We start from the raw sequence: 25648 nt of genomic DNA, 5'->3' as shown, positions 1-25648 counted from the left end.
GGCGATAATTGGGGGAGGTGCCTAATGCTCAATCAAGAACTGGAACTCAGTTTAAATATGGCTTTCGCCAGAGCGCGTGAGCACCGTCATGAGTTTATGACCGTCGAGCATCTGTTACTGGCGTTGCTCAGTAACCCGTCGGCCAGAGAGGCACTGGAAGCCTGTACGGTGGACATGGTGGCTCTACGGCAGGAACTCGAAGCCTTCATAGAACAAACCACGCCGGTGCTGCCCGCCAGCGAAGAGGAGCGTGATACACAACCGACGCTCAGCTTCCAGCGCGTCCTGCAGCGTGCGGTTTTCCATGTCCAGTCATCCGGTCGCAGTGAAGTCACCGGCGCGAATGTGCTGGTCGCCATCTTCAGCGAGCAGGAGTCTCAGGCGGCTTATCTGTTACGCAAACATGAAGTCAGCCGCCTTGATGTGGTGAATTTCATCTCTCACGGTACGCGCAAAGACGAGCCGGGCCAGGCGCCAGGCGCTGAAAATCCGGTTAACGAAGAGCAAGCAGGCGGGGAGGAGCGTATGGAAAACTTCACCACCAATCTAAATCAGCTTGCTCGCGTCGGTGGTATCGATCCACTGATTGGTCGCGATAAAGAGCTGGAACGAACCATTCAGGTACTGTGCCGACGCCGTAAAAACAACCCGCTGCTGGTGGGTGAATCGGGTGTAGGTAAAACCGCCATTGCTGAAGGTCTCGCCTGGCGTATCGAGCAGGGCGACGTACCGGAAGTGATGAAAGATTGCACGATTTACTCACTGGATATCGGTTCACTGCTGGCGGGCACCAAATACCGTGGTGACTTTGAAAAACGTTTCAAAGCGCTGCTGAAGCAGCTGGAGTCAGACGAACACAGCATTCTGTTTATCGATGAAATCCATACTATCATCGGTGCGGGTGCCGCGTCGGGTGGCCAGGTTGATGCGGCTAACCTGATTAAACCCCTGCTCTCTGGTGGCAGGATCCGCGTCATGGGTTCAACGACCTATCAGGAATTCAGCAACATCTTCGAAAAAGATCGTGCTCTGGCGCGTCGCTTCCAGAAGATCGATATCACGGAGCCTTCTGTTGAAGAGACCGTGCAGATCCTGGCTGGCCTGAAAACCAAGTACGAAGCGCATCACGATGTGCGTTATACCGCGAAGGCGGTGCGCGCAGCCGTGGAACTGGCGGTGAAATATATCAACGACCGTCATCTGCCTGACAAGGCAATTGATGTGATTGACGAAGCGGGTGCGCGTGCGCGCCTGATGCCAGCCAGTAAGCGCAAGAAAACCATCAATGTCTCTGACATTGAAACCGTCGTGGCCCGTATTGCTCGTATTCCTGAGCAAAGCGTGTCAGCAACCGACCGCGATACGTTGCGAAATCTCGGCGATCGTCTGAAGATGCTGGTATTTGGGCAGGATAAGGCCATTGAGGTGCTGACTGAGGCGATCAAAATGAGTCGCGCCGGTCTGGGCCAGGATCGCAAGCCGGTAGGTTCCTTCCTGTTTGCAGGACCAACGGGTGTCGGTAAAACAGAAGTGACTGTGCAGCTGGCGAAAGCCCTGGGAATTGAGCTGCTGCGCTTTGATATGTCCGAGTATATGGAGCGTCATACGGTCAGTCGTTTGATTGGTGCGCCTCCAGGTTACGTCGGCTTTGATCAGGGCGGCCTGCTGACGGATGCGGTGATTAAGCATCCTCATGCGGTGGTGTTGCTGGATGAGATTGAGAAAGCGCATCCGGATGTCTTTAACCTGCTGCTGCAGGTGATGGACAACGGCATGCTGACTGACAACAACGGTCGTAAAGCGGACTTCCGCAACGTGGTGCTGGTGATGACCACCAACGCCGGTGTGCGCGAGACAGAACGTAAGTCGATTGGCCTGATTCATCAGGATAACAGCACCGATGCGATGGAAGAGATCAAAAAGATCTTTACGCCAGAGTTTCGTAACCGTCTCGACAACATCATCTGGTTCAGTCACCTGTCACCAGAGGTCATTCATCAGGTGGTCGACAAGTTTATTGTCGAGTTGCAGGCGCAGCTGGATGCTAAAGGTGTGTCACTGGAAGTCAGTGATGAAGCGCGCGACTGGCTGGCTGAGAAGGGCTATGACAAAGCGATGGGCGCTCGTCCGATGGCGCGCACCGTGCAGGACAGCCTGAAGAAACCGTTAGCCAATGAACTGCTGTTTGGTTCGCTGGTGGATGGCGGTTCGGTGTCAGTGGCGCTGGATCGTGAAAAAGGTGAACTGACCTATCACTTCCTGAGTGCCGAAAAACGCAAGACTGAAGGCACTGTGCATTAACAGCTCGTTGCAGATGTGAAAAAGGCCGGATATAAATATCCGGCCTTTTTTTCGCTTTAAAATGCAGAGCGATAAGATTACTGCAAATTAGCGACTACGGAAGACAATGCGGCCTTTGCTCAGGTCGTACGGGGTCAACTCAACGGTCACTTTGTCACCCGTCAGGATGCGGATGTAGTTTTTGCGCATTTTACCGGAGATGTGAGCAGTAACCACGTGTCCGTTCTCAAGTTCTACGCGGAACATGGTGTTAGGTAACGTATCCAGTACGGTACCTTGCATTTCAATATTGTCTTCTTTGGCCATCGAATCCTCTGGGTGTACTACCTTTCAGTTGAACCGGCAAGATAATGCCCAATTCAACGATTTATGTAAAGAACCGTCGGCGATTTTGCCAACGCTTTGCCGGGGTGCACGTCACTCGCGCGCATCCGGTAAAATTAGGGTGTTTATGGTGGCGTCTGCGGGGGATTAGCGGGCTAAGAATCTGTATCAACCGGTTACACGCGCACGATTGAAAACAGTTCCGAGAGTGCGTTGAGATTCCCAGCCTGGCAATTCCGGCTCGTTATTGCGAAGCGCGGACGACATACCAAACTCGACTATTATACCACTTATACGCCTTTATGTGTGCAAAACATCTTTGTACCGCTAAAAAAGCGTTTGTGTCTGCCAGCAGCCATCGCTGACTGGCTGGCTCGCAAGGCTTTGTACATATTGCAGATAGTCCGTGCGCGGGATCTCCTGCGCGCCTAAAGACGCTGTATGGGGGTTAAGTACCTGACAATCTAGCAGACGGCCCTGATGTCGGATGAAATGCTGACAAAATACCCAAAGTGCGGTTTTGGAGGCATTCTGCTGACGGCTGAACATTGATTCACCGCAAAAGATTTGCCCCATCGCCAGCCCATACATCCCACCCACCAGCTGATGCTCGTCCCACACCTCAATGGAGTGAGCGTGGCCCAGCTCATACAAACGCAACCAGGCACGTTTCATCTCAAAAGTGATCCAGGTGCCTTCCTCGCGACCTGTGGCACAGCCCTCAATCACCTCATCAAACGATTCATTCATTGTTACCCGATAGGGCGAACGGCTGTGGAAACGTTTCATGCTGCGGCTGAGGTGAAACTGCTCGGGCAACAGAACTGCACGGGGATCGGGCGACCACCAGAGAATCGGATCGCCAGGTGAAAACCACGGAAAGATGCCGCGCTGATAGGCGTTAAGCAGCCGGGCAGGGGAGAGATCCCCACCCATGGCCAGCAGGCCGTTTGGCTCACGCAGCGCCATCTCAGGTGGGGGAAATTGCAGAGATTCCCGTGACAGTTGTACCAGTCTCATCGCGTTAAGTTACTCATCAGCATTTCGCTAAGACTATAACGCAATACGTTGCCGGAAACGCCAGTAGCGACCCGCTTTTGAGATTAATTCCGCATGGCTACCCTGTTCAACAATGGCACCATTATCCATCACGCAGATGCGATCCATCTGCTCCAGGCCGCTGAGGCGATGAGTGACCATGATGACGGTCTTTCCGGCGATCAGCCGCTGCAGCAGGGCAAGGATATGTTGCTCGGTGGTGGCATCCAGCCCTTCGGTAGGTTCATCCAGCAGCCAGAGATCGCCGTTATGCAGTAACGCACGCGCCAGCGCCAGACGACGCAGTTCGCCACCCGATAACGGGCGACCCCCTTCTCCCATCCAGGCGTTTAAACCTTCCTGGTTTTCAAGCAGGCGCTGCAGGCCGACGTCGTTCAGCACGCGGCATAACTGCTCATCGCTGGCACCGGGGCAAGCCAGCAGTAAGTTATCGCGCAGACTCTGACTGAAGAGGTGAACACGCTGAGTCACTACGCTGATGCGCTGGCGCAATGCGGGCTCTGACCATGTGATGACTGGCAGAGCATTCAGGCTGATAACGCCGCGCTGGCTCTCCCAGCCACGCGTTAACAGTGCCAGCAGTGTTGATTTCCCGCAGCCGGTCGGTCCCAGCAGCGCAATGTGTTCACCGGCCGCTACCTTAAGCGTACAGCCGTTCAGCACCTTATCCGAACGGTCAGGGTAGCTGAAGTCGAGCTGATCGATATCGACCGAGAGAGGTCCTGGCCGGGCATCTGACTGTGCCGGGAAAGCGATCGCGGGAGACTGATCGATAATGTCATTGACCCGCTGAGCGGCGTTTATCACCTGTGACATGGGCAGGAAGGCTCCTGCTACCGGTGCCAGTGCCTCGAAGGCAGCCAGGGCGCAAAACACCACCAGGGCAATCAGCGAACCGGGCAACTGCTGTTCACTAATGGTTGCGGCACTGAGCCAGAGCAGAAGTGTGACCGTTGCACCGCTGACCAACAGTAGCAGGCTTTGTGCCGTGGCCTGCAAACGCTGTTGCTGGTTCTGTGCCTGTTGCCAGCGCTGTTCATCTTCATCAAGTTGCTGACGCCAGCCCTGTGAGGCACCGTATAAAGTCAGTTCAGCCTGAGCCGCCAGCCACAGCATCAGCTGTAAGCGCCAGCGGGCGCGGCTCTGAGCAATAGCGACACCTGCCGGTGAACCGAGACGATAAAAAAGGGCGGGCATCAGGACCAGTGTACACAGCATGATGCCACCCAGCGTCAGTGCCAGCTGAAGATCAATAAAACTCATCCCGATGGTGACCACGATAATCACGACCAATGCGCCCATCAGCGGCGAGATAACGCGCAGATAGAGATGATCCAGCGTGTCGACATCAGCCACGAAGCGGTTGAGCAGGTCCGCCTGTCGGAACCGCGAAAGCTGGCCCGGTGAAAGAGCCATCAGGCGGCTGAACGTGTGGACCCGCAGATGCTGAAGCACCCTGAACGTCGCATCGTGGCTGACCAGCCGTTCAGCATAGCGTGCGGCGGTGCGGATAATGGCTGCCCCCCGAACGCCTGCCGCAGGCAACATGTAGTTAAAGGTATAGAGACCAGCAACACCTGCCACTGACGAGGCGGCCAGAAACCAGCCTGATAGCGTCAGCAGGCCGATGCTGGCCAGCAGGGTGACAATCGCCAGCAGGATGCCCAGCGCCAGGCGAAAAGGGTGGCGCAGCCAGAGACGAAGAAAAGGACGCAAGGCGGACATCAGCGGATCTCCTGTTGACGATGCTTCAGCATCTCACTAAAGGCACCTGGCTGTTGTGACAGCTGCTGCCAGTTACCCTGTTGCACCAGCTTACCCGCTTCCATCACCCAAAGGGTCTGCCAGCGACTCAGCGTATCGATCTGATGAGTAATCATCAGCGTGGTCTGCCGCGCTGCCGCCTCATTCAGCGCCAGCATCACATGACGTTCGCTGAGTGCATCCAGGCTGGCTGCCGGTTCATCGAGCAGCAAAAAATGTGAGGGTTTATAGAGGGCACGTGCGACCGCGATCCGCTGCGCCTGGCCCACCGACAGCTTATTACCGCCATCGCCAGGCTGGGTCTCAATGCCCTGAGGCAGACGCGGCAGGAACTCGTTGATGCCACATGATTCCAGCAGCGCTGCAAAGCGATCGCCATCCCAGGCGGCATTCATCACGATGTTGTCGCGCAATGTGTTGGCCGGTAACTGAGGATTCTGTCCTACCCAACTCAGTTGCTGATGCCAGTCGCTCCGGTGTATATCGCGCAGTTCAACGCCATTGGCTTTCAGCGAGCCCTGATAAGGCAGAAACCCGAGCAGAGCATTCATCAGGGCCGTTTTACCCGCCCCGCTTTGACCGACCAGTGCAATCTGCTCACCCGCGGCAACAGTAAAAGTGAGCGGGCCGCACAGCACCTGTCCATCGGGTGCGCAGACACACAGATCATCAGCGATTAGCGCGATTGCGCGATCCGTAGTGAAAGGGCGCTGGCCTTTCTGCGGTGCAGCGTCGGGCGTCGCCTGCATAAAGGCTTCAAGCGCATCGGCACCGCCCACCGCCTGAGCTTTGGCGTGATAAAACGCACCGAGATCGCGCAGTGGCTGGAAAAATTCCGGGGCGAGGATCAGCACCAGGAAGCCGGCAAACAGCGTTACGCCCCGGCCATAATCGCCGAAATGTAATTCGCCCAGATAGGAGAAGCCAAAATAGACTGCCACCACGGCGATCGCTAACGAGGCAAAAAACTCAAGTACGGCGGAGGAGAGAAAGGCTAAGCGCAGCACTTCCATGGTGCGCTGGCGAAAATCGGTGGTGGCAGCGGCAACGGCCTGCTGCTCTGCTTCACCACGATGAAACAGCCTCAACGTCTCTCTGCCGCGCAGACGGTCAAGAAAGTTACCGCTCAGACGGGCCAGCACCAGGAAGTTTCTGCGGTTGGCCTCGGCCGCACCCATTCCGACGAGCGCCATAAACAGCGGAATTAACGGTGCGGTGGCAAAGAGGATCAGACCTGCCGTCCAGTTCAGCGGAAAAATAGTCAGCAGAATGCAGCAGGGGATCAGTGCCGCCAGCGTCATCTGTGGCAGATAGCGGGCGTAATACTCCTGCATCTCTTCAATCTGCTCCAGCAGCAGGGTTGCCCAGCTACCGGCTGGCTTTCCCTGAATCCACGCCGGGCCCAGATCAGATAAACGGTCCAGAACTCGCTGACGTAAAGCCTGGCGAATCGCCTGCCCGGCTCGATAGCCGGTGAGTTCCCGGGCGTAGTTAATCAGGGCACGGAACACAAAACAGAGCAGTAATAGCAGAATGCTGATCGTCAGGGTTTCACGTGGTTGCTGCTCAATAATCAGCGCCTGGAGCAGCGAGGCCAGTAAACCGGCCTGGGCAATGATCAGCAGTGCACTCGCCATGCCCAGCAGCGTGTTGAGTCGCAACCAGCGACCGGCGAAATGACGTTGCTGACGAAGCCAGCGGGTAAGATGCTGCTGCCGCGATTTGTCCATGCGAGACCATGATAAATGTCGATGATGGGGGAAAATGGAAAGACATTTCCATCTCTTCAGGCGCAAGAATCTAGCATGACAGCAATAAAAAAGGCGACGGAAAAACCGTCGCCTGGAACATTTAAGATCAGAGGGTTAACAACTTACTGATCGTTTTTAACTAACCCGTCAAGAAAACGCTCAGCATCTAACGCGGCCATGCAACCGGTGCCCGCAGAGGTGATTGCCTGACGATAGATATGGTCCATCACATCACCCGCTGCAAAGACGCCAGGGATGCTGGTCTGCGTAGCGTTGCCATGCAAGCCGGACTGAACTTTGATGTATCCGTTCTCCAGCGCCAGCTGACCTTCAAAGATGGCCGTGTTCGGGCTATGTCCGATAGCAACAAACAATCCTGCCACTTCCAGCGCTTCTGTCTCATCACTGTTCTGTGTTGAACGCAGCGTCAGACCGGTCACGCCCATCTGATCGCCCACCACTTCTTCCAGCGTGCGATGGGTGTGCAGCACGATATTGCCGTTACGCACTTTTTCCATCAGGCGGTCGATCAGGATTTTTTCAGCGCGGAAGCTGTCACGACGGTGAATCAGATGCACTTCAGCCGCAATGTTGGCCAGATAGAGCGCTTCTTCAACGGCCGTGTTGCCACCGCCAATCACCGCGACTTTCTGATTACGATAGAAGAAGCCGTCACAGGTTGCGCAGGCAGAGACGCCTTTACCTTTAAATGCCTCTTCAGAAGGCAGGCCCAGGTAACGCGCTGATGCACCTGTAGCAATGATCAGCGCATCCGCAGTGTATTCGCCGCTGTCGCCCGTGAGGCGGAACGGACGGTTCTGCAGATCGACGGTGTGAATATGGTCGAAAATGATCTCAGTATTAAATTTTTCGGCATGCTCATGCATGCGCTCCATCAGCGATGGACCTGTCAGATCATGCGGGTCGCCCGGCCAGTTCTCTACTTCAGTAGTGGTGGTCAGCTGTCCGCCTTTTTCCAGACCGGTGATTAGCACCGGGTTCAGGTTGGCGCGTGCAGCATAAACGGCTGCGGTATAACCCGCTGGGCCGGAGCCCAGAATGAGTAACTTACTGTGTTTGCCCGTACTCATGCGTTCCTCAGTTTCATTCGGCTGACATAACCTGCGATTGTAGGGAATATCCGGCGACAATGACAAGGCTTAGCCAATTTTGTTAACGATAGCTGCAAACGGCGTAGACGATGAGCGGCGGTTTTGCCTGGTCAATGCGCCAAAAGGGGGCAAAACTCGGGTTGAAGCAGTGCAATAGTGGAAAAATACTCATTTAAAAACAGATACCCAGCGGTCTGTCTGGCATCTTGTCCTGAATTTGGTGATTTTACTTTGACAATCGCCTGCGCTTTTGCGAAAACATTATCAGAAGCGAATAACATTTATCGGAACAAAACAGATTTTCCTCGCCTGTTTTGCACTTAACGCCGAATAAAAGCAGCCTGATATGGATAATGACGCATGATGTGGACAGACACCATACGTCATATCGATAGGTGTCAGATCACAGGCTCTGTTAGCTCACTTCAGAAATGCCCCGAACAATGAGCGTTTTCAGGGCGTGGCAGGTAAAGGGAAGGAATTAAGAGAGACAATAATAATGGTAGACAATAAGAAACGCCCCGGGAAAGACCTCGACAGAATTGACAGGAACATTCTGAATGAACTTCAGAAAGATGGTCGCATTTCAAACGTAGAGCTTTCCAAACGCGTAGGCTTATCGCCTACGCCATGTCTTGAGCGCGTGCGTCGTCTCGAACGTCAGGGATTTATTCTTGGCTATACCGCGCAGTTGAACCCGCACTATCTGGATGCGTCTCTGCTGGTATTTGTTGAGATTACTCTGAATCGTGGTGCGCCGGATGTGTTTGAGCAATTTAACGCCGCTGTGCAAAAACTTGAGGAAACTCAAGAGTGTCACCTCGTTTCCGGCGATTTCGACTACCTGCTGAAAACGCGCGTACCTGATATGTCTGCCTATCGTAAGCTCCTGGGTGAAACCCTGTTGCGCCTGCCGGGCGTAAACGACACGCGAACTTATGTGGTGATGGAAGAGGTCAAACAGAGCAATCGACTGGTGATCAAAACTCGCTGATGCGGGGCAGGTGCAAAACCTGTGAGATTTCGGTACACTCCTGTGAATTCATACAGGATCAGCGTCGGGCTTGCCCGACGCTGTTGCTTCTTACTTTACAGGCACCTGGAGAGTCCTCTTGAGCCAGGAATATACAGAAGATAAAGACGTTTCGTTACAATCGCTGAGCAGTGGACGTCGTCTGCTTGAAGCGTTGCTTATTCTGGTGGCGCTGTTTGCCATCTACCTGATGGTTTCACTGGTCAGTTTTAACCCTTCCGACCCAAGCTGGTCGCAAACGGCCTGGCATGAACCTATCCATAATATCGGCGGCAGCGTTGGTGCCTGGCTGGCTGACACCTTACTCTTCATCTTTGGTGTGATGGCGTACGCCATTCCTCCCGTCATCCTGGGTCTGTGCTGGATTGCTTTCCGTCAGCGCGACAGCCAGGACTACTTTGACTACTTTGCCGTTGGGCTACGCTTAATTGGCGTCCTTGCGCTGGTGGTGACGACCTGTGGTATGGCGGCGCTGAACGCCGATGATATCTGGTACTTCGCGTCGGGTGGCGTGATTGGCAGCCTGGTGAGTAATGCAATTGCCCCCTGGTTCAGTCCGGCTGGCGGCACGCTGATGCTGCTTTGCGTCTGGGCGGCGGGCATTACCCTTTACACGGGCTGGTCATGGCTCACCATCGCAGAAAGAATTGGTGGCGTGGTGATGGGTGTGCTGACGTTTGCCAGCAACCGCTCACGTCACGATGAACCCTGGCAGGAAGAGGATGATGAGCAGGACGCACGTGAATACGCGGATGTCCCTGAGCTGCATGCGGCCGATCACGATGATGATGTGCTGCTTTCAGCCCCACGTGCAACCCCTGAGTCTGCGCCGTCACAGCCCGATCCGTTACTGGCTAAAGCGGCAGCTGCAACCAGTGCGGCGGTAGCGGCAACTGCGGAAGCCGCAGAGGTGACTCTCGCTCCGGTAACACCTGCTCCTGCCGCTGTTGCAGCGTCTGCTGTTCCTGCGTTTACGGCTTCTGCTCCTGCAGCAATGCCTGCATCGCCGACGGCACAACCTGCAACTGCGGCCGAACAGAGCGCGCCCGCATCCTATGGTGCAGCGACTGCTCCGACTCCGGCTCAGAGTGCTTCTGCCCCTGTGACCTCATCACCGCGTTATCACTTTGAAATGCCGGACGACGCGCCGGTTGCGCCGTCGTTTAGTGCTTACGACGAGGACGAACCTAAAATGGGGAACTGGCGTGACACGCCAGCAGTCCCTGCGGCTCCTGCAGCTGCGGCCGCCGTTGCTGCAACGGCAGCTCAGGCGACAACGCGTACAGCACCCGTGTTCGATTTAGCGCCTGAAACTTCTCTCAACCCGCAGGTTAAACAGGGTATCGGTCCGGCACTGCCGCGTCCGAATCCGGTAAAATTGCCTACACGACGTGAGCTGGCCTCTTATGGCATTAAGTTGCCTTCTCAGCGCATGGCTGAAGAGAAAGCCAAAACGGAAGGAAGTGAAACGGTTCCGGCTGGATCGGTTTCCACTGCACCTGATACTGAAGAAGCGCTGCAACAGGCTGAACTGCGTCAGGCTTTCCAGTCTGAACAGCAGCAGCGCTATGGCACCAGCTGGCGGCAGGACGAGGAAGATGAGCAGGATGCGCAGCAGCAGGATGCCCTGGCGCGTCAGTTCGCCGATCAGCAGCAGCAGCGCTATGAGCCGGAAGTCAGAAAAGAGCCAGTATTTAATATTGATACCGCCTCTGCATTTGATTTTTCACCGATGAAAGATCTGGTGGATGACGGTCCGTCTGAGCCGCTGTTTACCATTGCTGCGACGCCAGAGCCGGAAGCCCCTGCGGTTTCACACGAACCGTGGCAGCAGGTAAGTGAGGTTTCACAACCGCAGGCACCTGCTCAGGTGCCTGCGCCTGCCAGTTTTGCGCCGGCAGAGCCTGCCTACAGTGCACCTTCAGCACCAGCCGAACCGGTTTATGCTGCGCCTGCAGCGCCCGCTTATGGCTCGCCAGCTGCAGCACCGGTTCAGCCGGTGGAAGAAGCGAAACCTTCACTGCACGACAGCCTGATTCATCCGTTCCTGATGCGTCATGAGCAGCCGCTGGAGAAGCCCTCCACGCCACTGCCTTCGCTGGATCTGTTGACCGCGCCTCCTGTCGAGGAAGAGCCGGTTGATATGTTCTCGCTGGAGCAGACAGCCCGTCTGGTTGAATCGCGTCTGGGCGATTATCGTGTCAAAGCTGAGGTGGTTGGCATCTCGCCTGGCCCGGTTATCACCCGTTTTGAACTCGATCTGGCGCCAGGTGTGAAAGCAGCGCGCATCTCTAACCTGTCGCGCGATTTAGCGCGTTCACTGTCCACGGTCGCGGTGCGTGTGGTAGAAGTCATTCCCGGCAAGCCTTATGTGGGTCTGGAACTGCCTAATAAACATCGTCAGACTGTCTATCTGCGTGAAGTGCTGGACTGTCCTAAATTCCGCGACAATCCATCACCGCTGGCTGTGGTGCTGGGTAAAGACATTGCGGGTCAGCCGGTGGTGGCCGATCTGGCGAAAATGCCACACTTACTGGTTGCCGGTACCACCGGTTCCGGTAAATCCGTGGGCGTGAACGCCATGATTATCAGCATGCTCTATAAGGCGACGCCGGAAGAAGTCCGCTTTATCATGATCGACCCGAAAATGCTGGAGCTGTCGGTCTATGAAGGTATTCCGCACCTGCTGACTGAAGTCGTCACAGACATGAAAGATGCGGCCAATGCGCTGCGCTGGAGCGTCGGTGAAATGGAACGTCGCTATAAGCTGATGTCGGCGCTGGGCGTGCGTAATCTGGCCGGTTACAACGAAAAAGTGGAACAGGCTGAAGCGATGGGGCGTCCTATTCCGGATCCATTCTGGAAGCCGGGCGACAGCATGGATATGACGCCGCCGGTCCTGGAAAAACTGCCTTATATCGTCGTGATGGTCGATGAGTTTGCCGACCTGATCATGGCAGTAGGTAAAAAGGTGGAAGAGCTGATTGCGCGCCTGGCACAGAAAGCCCGTGCTGCGGGTATCCATCTGGTGCTGGCCACACAGCGTCCATCGGTAGACGTGATTACCGGTCTGATCAAAGCAAACATCCCGACGCGTATCGCCTTTACCGTTTCGAGCAAGATTGACTCCCGTACTATTCTCGATCAGGGCGGCGCAGAGTCACTGTTGGGTATGGGTGACATGCTCTACATGCCGCCAAACTCCTCATTGCCGATTCGTGTTCACGGCGCATTTGTTCGTGACCAGGAAGTCCATGCCGTGGTTCAGGACTGGAAGGCACGTGGGCGTCCGCAATATATCGACAGCATTACGGCGGGCGAAGAGAGCGAAAATGCCGGTGGCATTGACAGTGATGAAGAGCTTGATCCGCTGTTCGATCAGGCAGTCGGCTTTGTGGTTGATAAACGTCGTGCGTCAATTTCAGGCGTTCAGCGTCAGTTCCGCATCGGTTATAACCGTGCGGCACGTATCATTGAGCAGATGGAAGCGCAGGGTATCGTTTCTGCACCAGGCCACAATGGTAACCGTGAAGTGCTGTCGCCGCCGCCACACGATATGTAGCGGTTAAATGTTTTGAAACATTACTCACTGAGCCAGTTCCGACTGGCTCATTGTTTTTATACGGTTAAGCCCCATATCTGAATCAGCTTTCGGTTTTTTCCTCTGTTCTGATGGCGGAGCGGCGACCAGGCTTAATGCAGTTATCCATGGGAACGTTTAAATAAGGAATTGAAGCAGATGAAATTACGCATAATCGCTCTGGGCCTGTTGGCCACCTTTTCTTCAGCCAGCATATTGGCTGATGCTTCCAGTGATCTGCAACAGCGCCTGAACAAGGTCAGCAGCTTCCACGCCAGCTTCACCCAAAAAGTGACCGACAGCAGCGGCGCGAATGTGCAGGACGGCGAAGGTGAATTGTGGGTAAAACGTCCCAGCCTGTTTAACTGGCATATGACCGCGCCGGACGAAAGCATTATCATTTCCGACGGTAAATCGCTGTGGTTCTACAATCCGTTTGTTGAGCAGGCGACAGTAAGCCTTTTGCAGAATGCGACCAGCAACACGCCGTTTATGCTGATTGCCCGTAACCAGTCAAACGACTGGAAGCAGTACAACATCAAACAGCAGGGTGACAATTTCGAACTGACACCGAAAAACAGTGACGGCAACCTGAAACAGTTCACTATCCAGGTGACGTCCAGCGGAACCATTAATCGCTTCAGTGCTATCGAGCAGGATGGTCAGCGCAGCGATTACCAGCTGAAAAGCCAGCAGAATGGCGCTATCAGTCCGGATAAATTCACGTTCACACCGCCAAAAGGCGTGACGGTGGACGACCAACGTCAGTGAGGTCACGGTGAGTAACCTGTCCCTGGATTTTTCCACCGAGAATTTCAAACCTCTGGCCGCGCGTATGCGGCCAGAAACATTGAAACAGTATATTGGTCAGCAGCATTTGCTGGGCGCGGGCAAACCTCTGCCACGCGCGATTGAAGCAGGGCACCTGCATTCAATGATCCTGTGGGGACCGCCTGGGACTGGCAAGACTACGCTGGCTGAGATCATCGCCCATTACGGTAATGCCGATGTCGAGCGTATCTCAGCTGTTACCTCAGGCGTCAAAGAGATCCGTGAGGCGATTGAGCGCGCCAGACAGAATAAAAACGCCGGGCGGCGTACGATCCTGTTTGTGGATGAGGTCCATCGGTTTAACAAGAGCCAGCAGGATGCTTTTCTTCCCCATATTGAAGATGGCACCATTACTTTTATTGGTGCGACCACCGAAAACCCCTCTTTTGAACTTAACTCCGCCTTGCTGTCCCGCGCCCGCGTTTACCTGCTGAAGTCACTCACGCTCGAAGATATAGAGCAGGTGCTGGATCAGGCGATGCAGGATAACGCGCGGGGTTATGGCGACAGTGACATTGTGCTGCCAGATAACACCCGCAGGATGATTGCTGAACTGGTTAATGGTGATGCACGCCGGGCACTGAATACGCTGGAAATGATGGCGGATATGGCCGAAATCACCGACTCGGGTCAGCGTGAACTGACGCCGCAGTTACTTAACGAAGTCTCGGGTGAGCGATCCGCGCGTTTTGATAATAAAGGCGATCGTTTTTACGATCTGATTTCGGCTTTGCACAAATCAGTACGTGGCTCCGCGCCCGATGCGGCGCTCTACTGGTATGCGCGCATCATCACTGCGGGCGGCGATCCGCTCTATGTGGCACGCCGGTTGCTGGCTATCGCCTCGGAAGATGTCGGCAATGCCGATCCGCGTGGTATGCAGGTGGCGATTGCAGCCTGGGATTGCTTCACGCGCGTCGGTCCGGCAGAAGGGGAACGCGCCATCGCTCAGGCCATTGTTTATCTGGCCTGTGCGCCGAAAAGTAATGCGGTCTACAACGCGTTTAAAGCCGCGATGCGTGATGCACGCGACCATCCCGATTACGATGTGCCGGAACATCTGCGCAACGCGCCGACTAAGCTGATGAAAGAGATGGGGCTGGGCAAAGAGTATCGTTATGCCCATGACGAAACCAATGCCTATGCCGCCGGTGAAGTCTATTTTCCCAGGGAACTGGCCAGCACGCGCTATTACACGCCAACCCAACGCGGGCTTGAGGGTAAGATTGGTGAAAAGCTAAGCTGGCTGGCTGAGCAGGATCAAAATAGCCCGACAAAACGCTACCGCTGAAACAGACCTTACGGTAATGTGGGCAATGTTTTCAACGCATTCCGCAGGAATGCGTCCCTTCTTTCAACCAACTTTTTATACACAGGATAAGCATGCTCGATCCCAATCTGCTGCGTAACGAGCCAGACGCAGTCGCAGAAAAACTGGCACGCCGGGGATACAAACTGGATGTGGAAACGCTGCGTTCGCTTGAAGAGCGTCGCAAAGTATTGCAGGTAGAAACAGAAAATCTGCAGGCAGAGCGTAACTCCCGATCCAAATCCATCGGTCAGGCCAAAGCACGTGGGGAAGACATCGAGCCGCTGCGTCAGGAAGTGAATGCGCTGGGCGAACGCCTGGATGCCGCAAAAGCAGAACTGGATGAACTGCAGAATCAAATCCGTGACTTCGCGCTGGCACTGCCGAACATTCCGGCAGACGAAGTGCCGCTGGGCAAAGATGACAGCGAAAACCAGGAAGTGAGCCGCTGGGGTACTCCACGCGAGTTCAGTTTCCAGGTTAAAGATCACGTTGAGCTGGGTGAAGCGGCGAAAGGCCTGGATTTTGCGGCTGCCGTGAAGCTAACCGGTTCGCGCTTTGTGGTCATGCAGGGTCAAATTGCGCGCCTGCACCGTGCACTGAGTCAGTTTATGATTGACCTGCACACTGAGCAGCATGGCTACCTTGAAACCTACGTGCCTTACCTTGTTAACCACGAAACGCTTTACGGTACCGGACAGTTGCCTAAGTTTGGCGAAGACCTGTTCCACACCCGTCCGCTGGAAGAAGAGTCAGACAGCAGTAACTATGCACTGATCCCTACCGCGGAAGTACCGCTGACCAACCTGGTGCGCGACGAGATCCTCGAAGAGGATACCCTGCCGGTTAAACTGACCGCGCATACACCGTGCTTCCGTTCTGAGGCGGGGTCCTATGGCCGTGACACACGCGGCCTGATCCGTATGCACCAGTTCGACAAAGTTGAAATGGTGCAGATAGTGACCCCGGAACAGTCAATGGAAGCGCTGGAAGAGCTGACCGGTCACGCTGAAAAAGTTCTGCAGCTGCTGAACCTGCCATACCGCAAGGTTTTACTCTGTACCGGCGATATGGGCTTCGGATCGACTAAAACTTACGATCTGGAAGTCTGGTTACCGGCGCAGAACACCTACCGCGAGATCTCATCCTGTTCCAACATGGGTGATTTCCAGGCGCGTCGTATGCAGGCGCGTTGCCGTAACAAACAGGATAAGAAGCCGCGTCTGGTTCATACCCTGAATGGCTCAGGTCTGGCCGTCGGCCGTACCCTGGTGGCGGTGCTGGAAAACTATCAACAGGAAGGTGGTCGCATCGCTGTGCCGGAAGTTTTACGTCCATACATGAATGGCGTCGAAGTTATAGGCTAAATGATTCTGCTTCTCTGAACCCGGCCATGGCCGGGTTTTTTTATGCCTTCTGTCTGCAAAAAGTGATGCATTACATCCTGATTTAATCACAAATAAACGTTATCGATATCAGACGTACTGGAATGCTTAAAAACCTATTTTTTCATAGAGATAGCATTTGGTGGTCTGCCGCTTAACACGATTGTAACCCACTGAAGATTAGTAAATTAAATTGTCGGACAGCAAAATGTGCTGCCGTCAAATTGCCCCCATTGACTTTAAAAAAGCTAATGGCAAACTGCGCGCAATTTCCTTCATTTTGCTCTGGTTTCTATCCCCTATGTCAATCTGGTCACGCCCTGTGATATTGCTGCTTTGCGGCCTGATGTTAATGACTGTCGCAATTGCCGTGCTGAATACGCTCGTTCCACTGTGGCTGACGCATGACTTACTGACCACCTGGCAGGTGGGCATTGTAAGTTCCTCCTATTACACCGGTAATCTGGCAGGAACCCTGCTGGCTGGCTGGTTAATCCGGCAGTACGGCTTTAACCGTAGCTACTACCTGGCGACCGTGATGTTTGCCGTCGCAACTCTGGGTCTGGCGATGATGTCGGGTTTCTGGGCATGGAGTTCAATGCGTTTCATCGCCGGTGTCGGCTGTGCGCTGATGTGGGTGGTGGTTGAGAGCGCACTTCTGTGCAGCGGTACGGTACGTAATCGGGGACAGTTGCTCGCGGCCTATATGGTTGTTTATTACATCGGCACCGTGACCGGCCAGTTATTGGTCAGCAAGGTGTCTACGGAATTACTCAGCGTGATTCCGTGGGTAACGTCACTGGTCTTCTGCGCCGTGCTGCCACTGGTCTTTACCCGCGTCTCCGCCAGTGGTGAAGCGACAGAAGCCGCTCCGGCCCGCATCTGGCCGATGCTGCGTCGTCGTAGTTCGCGCCTGGGCATTAATGGCTGCATCATCTCTGGCATCCTTCTGGGCTCGCTTTATGGCCTGATGCCGCTTTACCTGTCACATCAGGGAATGAGTGATGCCAATGTCGGTTACTGGATGGCGTTGCTGGTCAGCGCAGGCATTGTGGGCCAGTGGCCCATTGGCCGTCTGGCCGACCGTTTTGGTCGCATGCTGGTGCTGCGGGTCCAGGTCTTTGTGGTTATCCTGGGTGCGATGGCCATGTTAACCAATGCCGCTATGGCTCCGGCGCTGTTTGTGCTGGGACTGGCGGGCTTCACACTCTATCCGGTGGCAATGTCCTGGGCTTGTGAGACGGTCGCACACCATGAACTGGTGGCGATGAATCAGGCGCTGCTGATGAGTTATACCGTGGGCAGTCTGGCTGGACCGGCAATGACCTCTGTGCTGATGCAGAATTATTCTGACCAGCTTTTGTTCGTGATGATCGCGGCTGTGGCGCTGGTTTATCTGGTTATGCTGCTGCGCAAAGCGAATCATCAGGCTACGCCAGTGGCACATGCCTGATCGCTGAACAGCAAAAAAAAGGGAGCGCTAAGCTCCCTTTTTTGTGGCCGGTTATCTAGTACATCACTTCGTGGCCGTAGCTGGCGAGAATGTTTTTCACGCGCTCCATCGTCTCTTTACTCGGCGGTTTAACCCCATCCAGCTTGTACTCTTCACCCATCGCAATCCATTTATGCTTACCCAGTTCGTGATAAGGCAGCAACTCAATCTTCTCTACGTTCTCCATGTCACGCGTGAATTCACCCAGGCGATGCGCGGTGTCATCATCGTCGGAATAGCCCGGTACGACGACGAAACGGATCCACGTTCTCTTGCCTTTTTTCTGCAGATAGCGGGCAAAGTCCAGGGTACGGTGATTAGAGACCCCTACCAGAATCTGATGCACATCGTCATTCATCTGTTTCAGGTCGAGCATCACTAAGTCAGTAACGTCGAGCAGTTCATCGATCACCGGATCATAGCGGCGTACGAAGCCGTTGGTGTCGAGACAGGTATGAATGCCTTCCGCCTTGCAGGCGCGGAACCAGTCGCGCACAAACTCAGCCTGAAGAATTGCTTCACCGCCTGAGGCAGTGACACCGCCGCCAGAAGCATTCATAAAATGGCGATAGGAAAGCACATCTGCCATCAGCGCTTCGACGGTGATCTCTTTGCCACCATGGGTATCCCAGGTGTCGCGGTTGTGACAGTAGAGGCAGCGCATCAGGCAGCCCTGGAAGAAGGTGATGAAACGGATGCCGGGACCATCAACGGTGCCGCAGGATTCAAATGAGTGGATACGACCATTAACTGACATTGCGATGTTTTCTCCAGTGAGTCTGCCGGGACAGACGGCGCAATCTCTGTTGCGCTCAGGGCAGGAAATCGATTCTGGTGGGAACCTTGATGGAGATAACCACCAGAATAGACTCTTGAGAAAAAGGCTCCGCGAGGAGCCTTTTTATATTGGTTCTGGCCGTGATTACAGTGACTGTGTGAAGGTACGGGTAATCACATCCTGCTGCTGCTCTTTAGTCAGTGAGTTAAAGCGCACAGCATAACCGGAAACACGAATGGTCAGCTGCGGATACTTCTCTGGATGCTCCATCGCGTCCAGCAGCATTTCGCGGTTCATGACGTTGACATTCAGGTGCTGGCCGCCTTCGATGCTGGCCTCATGATGGAAGTAACCATCCATCAGACCGGCAAGGTTGGTTTTACGCACGTTATCATCTTTACCCAGCGCGTTTGGCACGATTGAGAAGGTATAGGAGATACCATCTTTCGCATAGGCAAACGGCAGTTTCGCGACGGAAGTCAGGGAGGCAACAGCACCTTTCTGGTCACGACCATGCATTGGGTTAGCGCCTGGTCCAAACGGTGCACCAGCGCGACGGCCATCCGGTGTATTACCCGTTTTCTTACCATATACCACGTTTGAGGTGATGGTCAGAACAGACTGAGTCGGCACGGCATTGCGATAGGTGGTCAGCTGCTGAATTTTCTTCATGAAGCGTTCAACCAGATCGCAGGCCAGGTCATCAACGCGGGAGTCGTTGTTACCGAACTGTGGGTATTCGCCTTCAATGTCGAAGTCGATCGCCAGACCATCTTCGTCACGAATCGGTTTCACTTTGGCATATTTAATCGCAGACAGTGAATCCGCAGCAACGGAGAGCCCGGCGATACCACACGCCATGGTGCGATAGACATCACGATCATGCAGGGCCATCAGCGCTGCTTCGTAGCTGTACTTATCATGCATGTAGTGAATGATGTTCAGAGAAGTCACGTACTGTTTTGCCAGCCAGTCCATGAAGTGATCCATACGCTCCATGACGGTGTCGAAGTCCAGCACGGCGTCACTGATTTTGTCGCCTTTCGGTCCAACCTGCATTTTCAGTTTTTCATCCACGCCGCCGTTGATTGCGTAGAGCAGGGTTTTCGCCAGGTTGGCACGTGCACCAAAGAACTGCATTTGTTTGCCGACAATCATCGGGCTCACGCAGCAGGCGATGGCATAGTCATCATTGTCGAAATCAGGACGCATCAGGTCATCGTTCTCATACTGCAGAGATGAGGTATCGATAGAGACTTTAGCGGCATATTTTTTGAAATTAATCGGCAATTTTTCTGACCACAGAATGGTCATGTTCGGCTCAGGTGAAGGACCCATGGTGTACAGGGTATTCAGGAAGCGGAAGGTACTTTTTGAAACCAGAGTACGGCCATCAACGCCCATACCGGCCAGTGATTCGGTTGCCCAGATTGGGTCACCTGAGAACAACTCATCATATTCAGGGGTACGCAGGAAGCGAACCATACGCAGTTTCATGACCAGATGGTCAATCAGTTCCTGTGCCTGTTCTTCAGTCAGTTTACCGGCTTTAAGGTCACGCTCGATGTAAACATCAAGGAAGGTTGAGACGCGGCCAAAGGACATGGCAGCACCGTTTTGTGATTTAACGGCAGCAAGATAGCCATAGTAAGTCCACTGCACGGCTTCAACGGCATTGGTTGCCGGGCCTGAAATGTCGTGGCCATATTTTGCGGCCATCTCTTTTATCTGCGCCAGCGCACGATGCTGATCTGAGATCTCTTCACGCAGACGAATAGTCGCTTCCAGATTCACGCCATTCTCTAAATCGTTCTGCAGAGACGCGAACTGAGAGAATTTATCCGCCATCAGGAAATCGATGCCGTAAAGAGCCACGCGACGATAGTCACCGATGATGCGGCCACGGCCATACGCATCTGGCAAACCGGTCAGGATACCTGATTTACGGCAGCGCATGATGTCCGGGGTGTAAACGTCGAACACACCCTGGTTATGTGTTTTACGGTATTCGGTGAAGATTTTTTTCAGTGAAGGATCGAGTTCACGGCCATAAACTTTGCATGAACCTTCAACCATTTTGATGCCGCCAAAAGGAATCAGCGCGCGTTTTAATGGGGCCTCCGTCTGCAGGCCAACAATTTTTTCCAGTGGCTTGATGATGTAGCCCGCATCATGCGAGGTAATGGTTGAGGCAAGATCGGTGTCGAAGTCAACTGGCGCGTGGGTGCGGTTTTCAATTTTGATGCCTTCCAGCACGCTTTCCCACAGTTTAGTGGTCGCTTCAGTTGCGCCCGCCAGGAACGACTCATCACCTTCATAAGGGGTGTAGTTTTTCTGAATGAAGTCGCGCACATTGACGCTATTCTGCCATTCGCCTTCAGCAAATCCTTCCCATGCTGAAGCCAGTTTTGCATTAAGTTCGGTCATAATATACCTGCCTTATATGAAGAGACTTTACGGTCGGGCACAGTCAACGTCCTGTGCCGTCAAAAATGTGTTTAATGAACCTGGTCACCTTTACGGAGATAGATAACCCAGTAGGTCAACCCAACCAGAATACCGCCGCCAATGATGTTGCCGATGGTCACAGGAATCAGATTATCGAGAATAAAGTTACTGACGGTAAGCGAGTGAAACTGTGCAGCCGTGGTGCCTGCAGCCTGCCAGAATTCAGGTGCCGCGAAGTCGCGGATGACAATGGCATAAGGAATCAGGAACATATTGGCGATGCTGTGCTCGAAACCGCTGGCGACAAACATCCCAACAGGCAGAATCATCACTACCAGCTTATCGGTCAGGGTACGGCCGGAGTAACTCATCCAGACGGCGAGGCAGACCAGCAGATTTGCCAGGGTACCCAGACAAACCGCTTCGATGAAGGTGTGATGCATCTTGTGATCGGCGGTTTCCAGGACATTCAGTCCCCAGGCACTATTCGCGACCATATGTTGCCCGGCAAACCACATCAGAGCGACAAAGAAAAGGGCGCCTGCAAGGTTACCGGCGTAGACGTTAATCCAGTTGCGTGCCAGTTGTCCCCAGCTGATGCGACCACTGGCTTTGGCAACGACGATTAATACCGTAGAGGTAAAGAGGTCAGCGCCACACACCACGACCAGCATTAAGCCAAGTGAGAAACAAATACCGCCAATCAGTTTGGCTATGCCATAGGGCATCGCGCCGCTACCGGTAGTCGCTGTAATATAAAAAACAAATGCGATGGAGATAAATACGCCAGCGTTTATTGCCAGAAAGAAAGTGGTGAAGGGATGTTTGGTGGCTTTATAGATACCGGCATCTTCGGCGACTTTCGCCATTGCGGCGGGCAATAAAAGATTAAAAGGGTTGTCAGTTTTCACACTAACTTACTCCAGAAGTTGTCTGAAAAAATACTAACAAAGGAGTATAGGTCAGTAATTGATGTGGATCATGTTTGCCGAGAGGGCAGCAATCCTGTCGAAGGAAAATAAGGGATTAATGAGTTAACGCAATGAATTTAAAGGTTTAAATAAATTTTAAAAATACAAAAATTTTTTAATTTAAAGCAGGGCGCACTTTTTATAATCTTTATTTTGTTATTAACTAATGGCTTAAATGTTAATTAAATTGATGCAATGTAAAGGGAGTGGGGTTAAATGCCGCTAATGTTTCATGGGAAAAGTGTAGAAAAATGGCACCCGATCAACATGGTGCCATTTTTAACCCTCTTTTTCTGGACTGACGCGTTATAACTTACGCATTTTTCCAGTAGAGGCGTTTAGCTGTTTGCAGTTTTTCGTAAGCAGCAAGCAGGGACTGGTGGGCCGGAAATGCCTGCAGCTCATCATCAATAGTCTGAAGTCCGTTAAACGGATGTTCACCACTGATGGCAGCTGAAGCCGCTTCCATCGCGCGCTCACCATACATACGCAGGAAAGCATGGTGATACTGCAACGGATCGCGTTCATCTTCCATGGCCAGTAACAGCAGAGTCTGCAGGCAACGGTAGTAATTAGCCCGCTCTGGCGTAAAGATTGAGCTGTTAAATTCCATTGTCCACTCTGTCCAGATCAGAGCCTGATCCAGATCGCCGCCTGCCAGTGCCAGCATCGCTTTTAATTCGCCAACACGCAGTGTGTACCAGCCGTTGTCTTTACCGGTCGCCAGACCCAGCAGTTCACGAACGCGCGTGAAGTCATCAAAGCCTTCATCATCAAGCTGGCCAATCAGGTCCAGATACTCTTCCGGATTCCAGTTGCTGTCAGGCAGGGCCAGCAGAGTTTCACGAATGCCCGCGCCCATGCTGTTATTCGCCAGGAAGAGATCTTCCGCCGGATAGATATCAGACATGCCAGGAACAATGATGCGGCAGGCATAGACACCCAGATGCTCGTAGTCAGCAATGTAAACTTCCTGATCTTCCTGGGCTAAAATGGCCATCAGCGAGGCAAATTCCTGTTCGGTGCTGCCCGCGAATGACCAGTCGACAAAGGGATAATCCGCCGTCTCTTTAAACAGATCCCAGGAGATCAGACCGCTTGAATCAATGAAGTGTGTTTCAAGGTTGGCATGCTCAGCCACTTCTTCGTCATCAAAGGTCGGTGGGGTAAAGACGTCCAGATCTTTGAGGCTTCGGCCCTGCAGTAACTCGGTGACGGTACGCTCCAGCGCCACACCGAAATCAGGGTGCGCACCAAAGGAGGCAAAACAGGTTCCGTTGGTCGGGTTAAACAGCACCACACAGATAACCGGATATTTGCCGCCCAGCGAGGCGTCATAAGCGAAAATCGGGAAGCCTTCCGCCTCAAGGCGAGCAATTGCCTCAATCACTTCAGGATAACGCTGCATCACCTCTTCAGGAATTGCTGGAAGGCTGATCGCTTCAGCAATGATGCGGTTCTTAATGTAGCGCTCAAACACTTCGGACAGTCCCTGAACACGCGCTTCATTCGCAGTGTTACCTGCGGACATGCCATTTGAGACATAGAGGTTGCCGATAATGTTCATCGGGATATAAACAGTTTGCTGATCGGACTGACGGGTAAATGGCAGGGCGCAGATGCCGCGCTCAGCGTTGCCAGACTGCAGATCAATCAGGCCGGAAGCCGTCAGGGCATTATCGGGATCGTAAAACGCGTTCAGGCGCGCATCCAGAATGCCTTCAGGTAAGGAATCATCCTCAGGTAATGCAAACCATTTTTCATTGGGATAGTGAACAAAGTCGCCGTTTGCAATCTTTTTACCCAGCCAGAAGTCAGCAAAAAAGTAATTAGTTGAGAGACGCTCAAAATACTCACCCAGCGCAGAGGCCAGCGCCGCTTTCTTACTGGCGCCCTTGCCGTTGGTGAAACAGAGCGGGCAATCGCGGTCGCGGATGTGTACTGACCAGACATGGGGAACAGGATTCAGCCAGGAAGCTTCTTCGATATTAAAGCCAAGGTCCTGCAACCTGGTCTGGAAACGCGCAATGGAGTCTTCCAGTGCGGCATCTTTGCCCGGGATAAATGTTTGCGTCATAGTGCCGCTCTCTCAGTTGTCATAGGGTGCGTAAAGCGCGCAATGATACGGATTTTGGTAACAGACCGCTATCAGGGCGGGACATTTTTACCCGCTTAGTTTTCATCAATTCCACTTTAAGGCCAAACGCGGATTAATGGTGCTGGATTAAGCCTCACAAAATTCCGTAATGGTTTGCATTGGTAACATAACCTCCGGCGGGCCTGATTCAGAAAATGTGACCGCGGCCCGATTTGTGATTGCAGCTATCAGAATGCAGTGATAAAACCGGATGATTATTCATAACCGTTCGATATGACAGTGGTGAGGGGAAATGACGCAAGTTTATAATTTTAGCTCTGGCCCGGCGATGTTACCGGTTGAAGTGCTTCGTCGTGCAGAACAGGAGCTGACGAACTGGCGCGGTCTGGGTACCTCTGTAATGGAGATCAGTCACCGCAGTAAAGAGTTTATTCAGGTGGCTGAAGAAGCGGAGCAGGACTTCCGTGATCTGCTAAAAATACCGGCCAATTACAAAGTTTTATTCTGTCATGGCGGGGCGCGCGCGCAGTTCGCTGCTGTGCCGGGTAATCTGCTGGGTCAGGCGACCAGTGCCGATTATGTCGATGGCGGCTACTGGGCACAGAGTGCAATCAAAGAAGCAGAAAAGTATTGTTCTCCCCGCACGCTGGATGTCAAAACCACACGCGACGGTAAACGAGCCATCCTCCCGATGAGTGAATGGCAGGTGAGTGAAGCGTCCGCTTACCTGCACTTCTGCCCGAATGAAACCATTGATGGTATCGCTATTGATGAACAGCCTGACTTCGGCAACAAAACCGTTGTTGCTGATTTCTCATCGACCATCCTGTCACGCCCGATCGATGTCAGTCGCTATGGTGTAATTTATGCGGGTGCGCAGAAAAATGTCGGCCCGGCCGGATTAACACTGGTTGTCGTTCGCGAAGATCTGCTGGGTCAGGCGCATGCTTCTGTGCCTTCCATACTCGATTACAAAGTGCTGGCCGATAACGATTCGATGTTTAACACTCCGCCGACGTTTGCGTGGTATCTCTCAGGGCTGGTGTTTAAATGGCTGAAAGAGAAGGGCGGCGTTGCTGAAATTGATCGTATCAATCAGGCAAAATCTGACCTGCTTTATGGCGTCATCGATCACAGTGACTTCTATCGCAATGATGTGGCGACCGAAAACCGCTCACGCATGAATATTCCTTTCCAGCTGGCAGATGCGTCACTGGATGCGCTGTTCCTGGAAGAGTCATTTAAGGCGGGATTACATGCACTTAAAGGACATCGTGTAGTAGGCGGGATGCGCGCTTCAATTTATAATGCGATGCCGCTGGAAGGTGTTAAGACTCTGACCGATTTCATGGTCGATTTTGAACGCCGTCACGGCTGATTGCTAAAATATCAGCATTGATGCTGATGCCAGA

At 53.5% G+C, this 25648-nt stretch carries 17 protein-coding genes; 8 read left to right on the top strand and 9 right to left on the bottom strand.

Going from position 1 to position 25648, the window contains the following annotated elements; all coding sequences use genetic code 11:
• Positions 1-24: 24 nt before the first annotated feature.
• Positions 25-2301, top strand: coding sequence for an ATP-dependent Clp protease ATP-binding subunit ClpA (gene clpA / locus HZZ01_RS07890; RefSeq protein WP_179896242.1), 2277 nt, complete (start codon positions 25-27; stop codon positions 2299-2301).
• Between the two features lie 87 nt (positions 2302-2388).
• On the opposite strand, the gene infA is transcribed toward clpA, so the two are convergent.
• The 5 genes from infA to trxB all read right to left on the bottom strand — a co-directional run bounded on the left by infA (position 2389) and on the right by trxB (position 8290).
• Positions 2389-2607: a translation initiation factor IF-1 gene (gene infA / locus HZZ01_RS07885; protein WP_002211347.1), complete on the bottom strand. Its 219-nt coding sequence runs from the start codon at positions 2605-2607 to the stop codon at positions 2389-2391.
• 345 nt (positions 2608-2952) lie between these two features.
• Complete coding sequence (aat, locus tag HZZ01_RS07880) at positions 2953-3645, bottom strand: leucyl/phenylalanyl-tRNA--protein transferase (RefSeq protein WP_179896240.1); 693 nt, start codon at positions 3643-3645, stop codon at positions 2953-2955.
• Positions 3646-3678: 33 nt separating this feature from the next.
• Positions 3679-5409: a cysteine/glutathione ABC transporter ATP-binding protein/permease CydC gene (cydC, locus tag HZZ01_RS07875; RefSeq protein WP_179896238.1), complete on the bottom strand. Its 1731-nt coding sequence runs from the start codon at positions 5407-5409 to the stop codon at positions 3679-3681.
• Positions 5409-7178 carry a cysteine/glutathione ABC transporter permease/ATP-binding protein CydD gene (gene cydD, locus HZZ01_RS07870; RefSeq protein WP_179896237.1) on the bottom strand — a complete coding sequence of 590 codons (1770 nt, stop codon included), beginning with the start codon at positions 7176-7178 and terminating at the stop codon, positions 5409-5411. Before cydD ends, cydC begins: the two co-directional genes overlap by 1 nt.
• Positions 7179-7321: 143 nt before the next feature.
• A complete protein-coding gene (gene trxB, locus HZZ01_RS07865) occupies positions 7322-8290 on the bottom strand; it encodes a thioredoxin-disulfide reductase (RefSeq protein ID WP_179896235.1) in 969 nt (322 codons plus the stop codon).
• A gap of 520 nt (positions 8291-8810) precedes the next feature.
• Here trxB and lrp point away from each other — a divergent pair.
• The 6 genes from lrp (at position 8811) to HZZ01_RS07835 (ending at position 17902) form a co-directional block, all read left to right on the top strand.
• A complete protein-coding gene (gene lrp, locus HZZ01_RS07860; RefSeq protein WP_006118610.1) occupies positions 8811-9305 on the top strand; it encodes a leucine-responsive transcriptional regulator Lrp in 495 nt (164 codons plus the stop codon).
• A gap of 118 nt (positions 9306-9423) precedes the next feature.
• Positions 9424-12906, top strand: a complete 3483-nt coding sequence (locus HZZ01_RS07855) for a DNA translocase FtsK 4TM domain-containing protein (protein WP_179896233.1) — start codon at positions 9424-9426, stop codon at positions 12904-12906.
• Between the two features lie 177 nt (positions 12907-13083).
• On the top strand, positions 13084-13695 hold the full coding sequence (gene lolA / locus HZZ01_RS07850; protein WP_179896232.1) for an outer membrane lipoprotein chaperone LolA: 612 nt from the start codon (positions 13084-13086) through the stop codon (positions 13693-13695).
• A gap of 7 nt (positions 13696-13702) precedes the next feature.
• The gene (locus HZZ01_RS07845; RefSeq protein WP_179896230.1) at positions 13703-15046 is read left to right on the top strand and encodes a replication-associated recombination protein A; all 1344 of its coding nucleotides are present in this window, start codon (positions 13703-13705) and stop codon (positions 15044-15046) included.
• A 92-nt stretch (positions 15047-15138) separates the two neighbouring features.
• Positions 15139-16431: a serine--tRNA ligase gene (serS, locus tag HZZ01_RS07840; protein WP_179896228.1), complete on the top strand. Its 1293-nt coding sequence runs from the start codon at positions 15139-15141 to the stop codon at positions 16429-16431.
• 319 nt (positions 16432-16750) lie between these two features.
• The gene (locus HZZ01_RS07835; RefSeq protein ID WP_179896226.1) at positions 16751-17902 is read left to right on the top strand and encodes an MFS transporter; all 1152 of its coding nucleotides are present in this window, start codon (positions 16751-16753) and stop codon (positions 17900-17902) included.
• A 55-nt stretch (positions 17903-17957) separates the two neighbouring features.
• On the opposite strand, the gene pflA is transcribed toward HZZ01_RS07835, so the two are convergent.
• The 4 genes from pflA to ycaO all read right to left on the bottom strand — a co-directional run bounded on the left by pflA (position 17958) and on the right by ycaO (position 24215).
• Positions 17958-18698 (bottom strand): pyruvate formate lyase 1-activating protein, encoded by a 741-nt coding sequence (pflA, locus tag HZZ01_RS07830; RefSeq protein WP_090962597.1) that lies wholly within the window; start codon positions 18696-18698, stop codon positions 17958-17960.
• A 165-nt stretch (positions 18699-18863) separates the two neighbouring features.
• Positions 18864-21146, bottom strand: coding sequence for a formate C-acetyltransferase (pflB, locus tag HZZ01_RS07825; RefSeq protein ID WP_179896225.1), 2283 nt, complete (start codon positions 21144-21146; stop codon positions 18864-18866).
• A 71-nt stretch (positions 21147-21217) separates the two neighbouring features.
• Positions 21218-22078 carry a formate transporter FocA gene (gene focA, locus HZZ01_RS07820; protein ID WP_179896223.1) on the bottom strand — a complete coding sequence of 287 codons (861 nt, stop codon included), beginning with the start codon at positions 22076-22078 and terminating at the stop codon, positions 21218-21220.
• Positions 22079-22451: 373 nt separating this feature from the next.
• The gene (ycaO, locus tag HZZ01_RS07815) at positions 22452-24215 is read right to left on the bottom strand and encodes a 30S ribosomal protein S12 methylthiotransferase accessory factor YcaO (RefSeq protein WP_179896222.1); all 1764 of its coding nucleotides are present in this window, start codon (positions 24213-24215) and stop codon (positions 22452-22454) included.
• 313 nt (positions 24216-24528) lie between these two features.
• Here ycaO and serC point away from each other — a divergent pair, with 313 nt between their 5' ends.
• Positions 24529-25614 carry a 3-phosphoserine/phosphohydroxythreonine transaminase gene (serC, locus tag HZZ01_RS07810; protein ID WP_179896221.1) on the top strand — a complete coding sequence of 362 codons (1086 nt, stop codon included), beginning with the start codon at positions 24529-24531 and terminating at the stop codon, positions 25612-25614.
• Positions 25615-25648: the final 34 nt, after the last annotated feature.

Source organism: Pantoea sp. WMus005 (assembly GCF_013415305.1).
Taxonomy (GTDB): domain Bacteria; phylum Pseudomonadota; class Gammaproteobacteria; order Enterobacterales; family Enterobacteriaceae; genus Pantoea; species Pantoea rara.
This window is presented reverse-complemented; position numbering and strand designations above follow the sequence as displayed.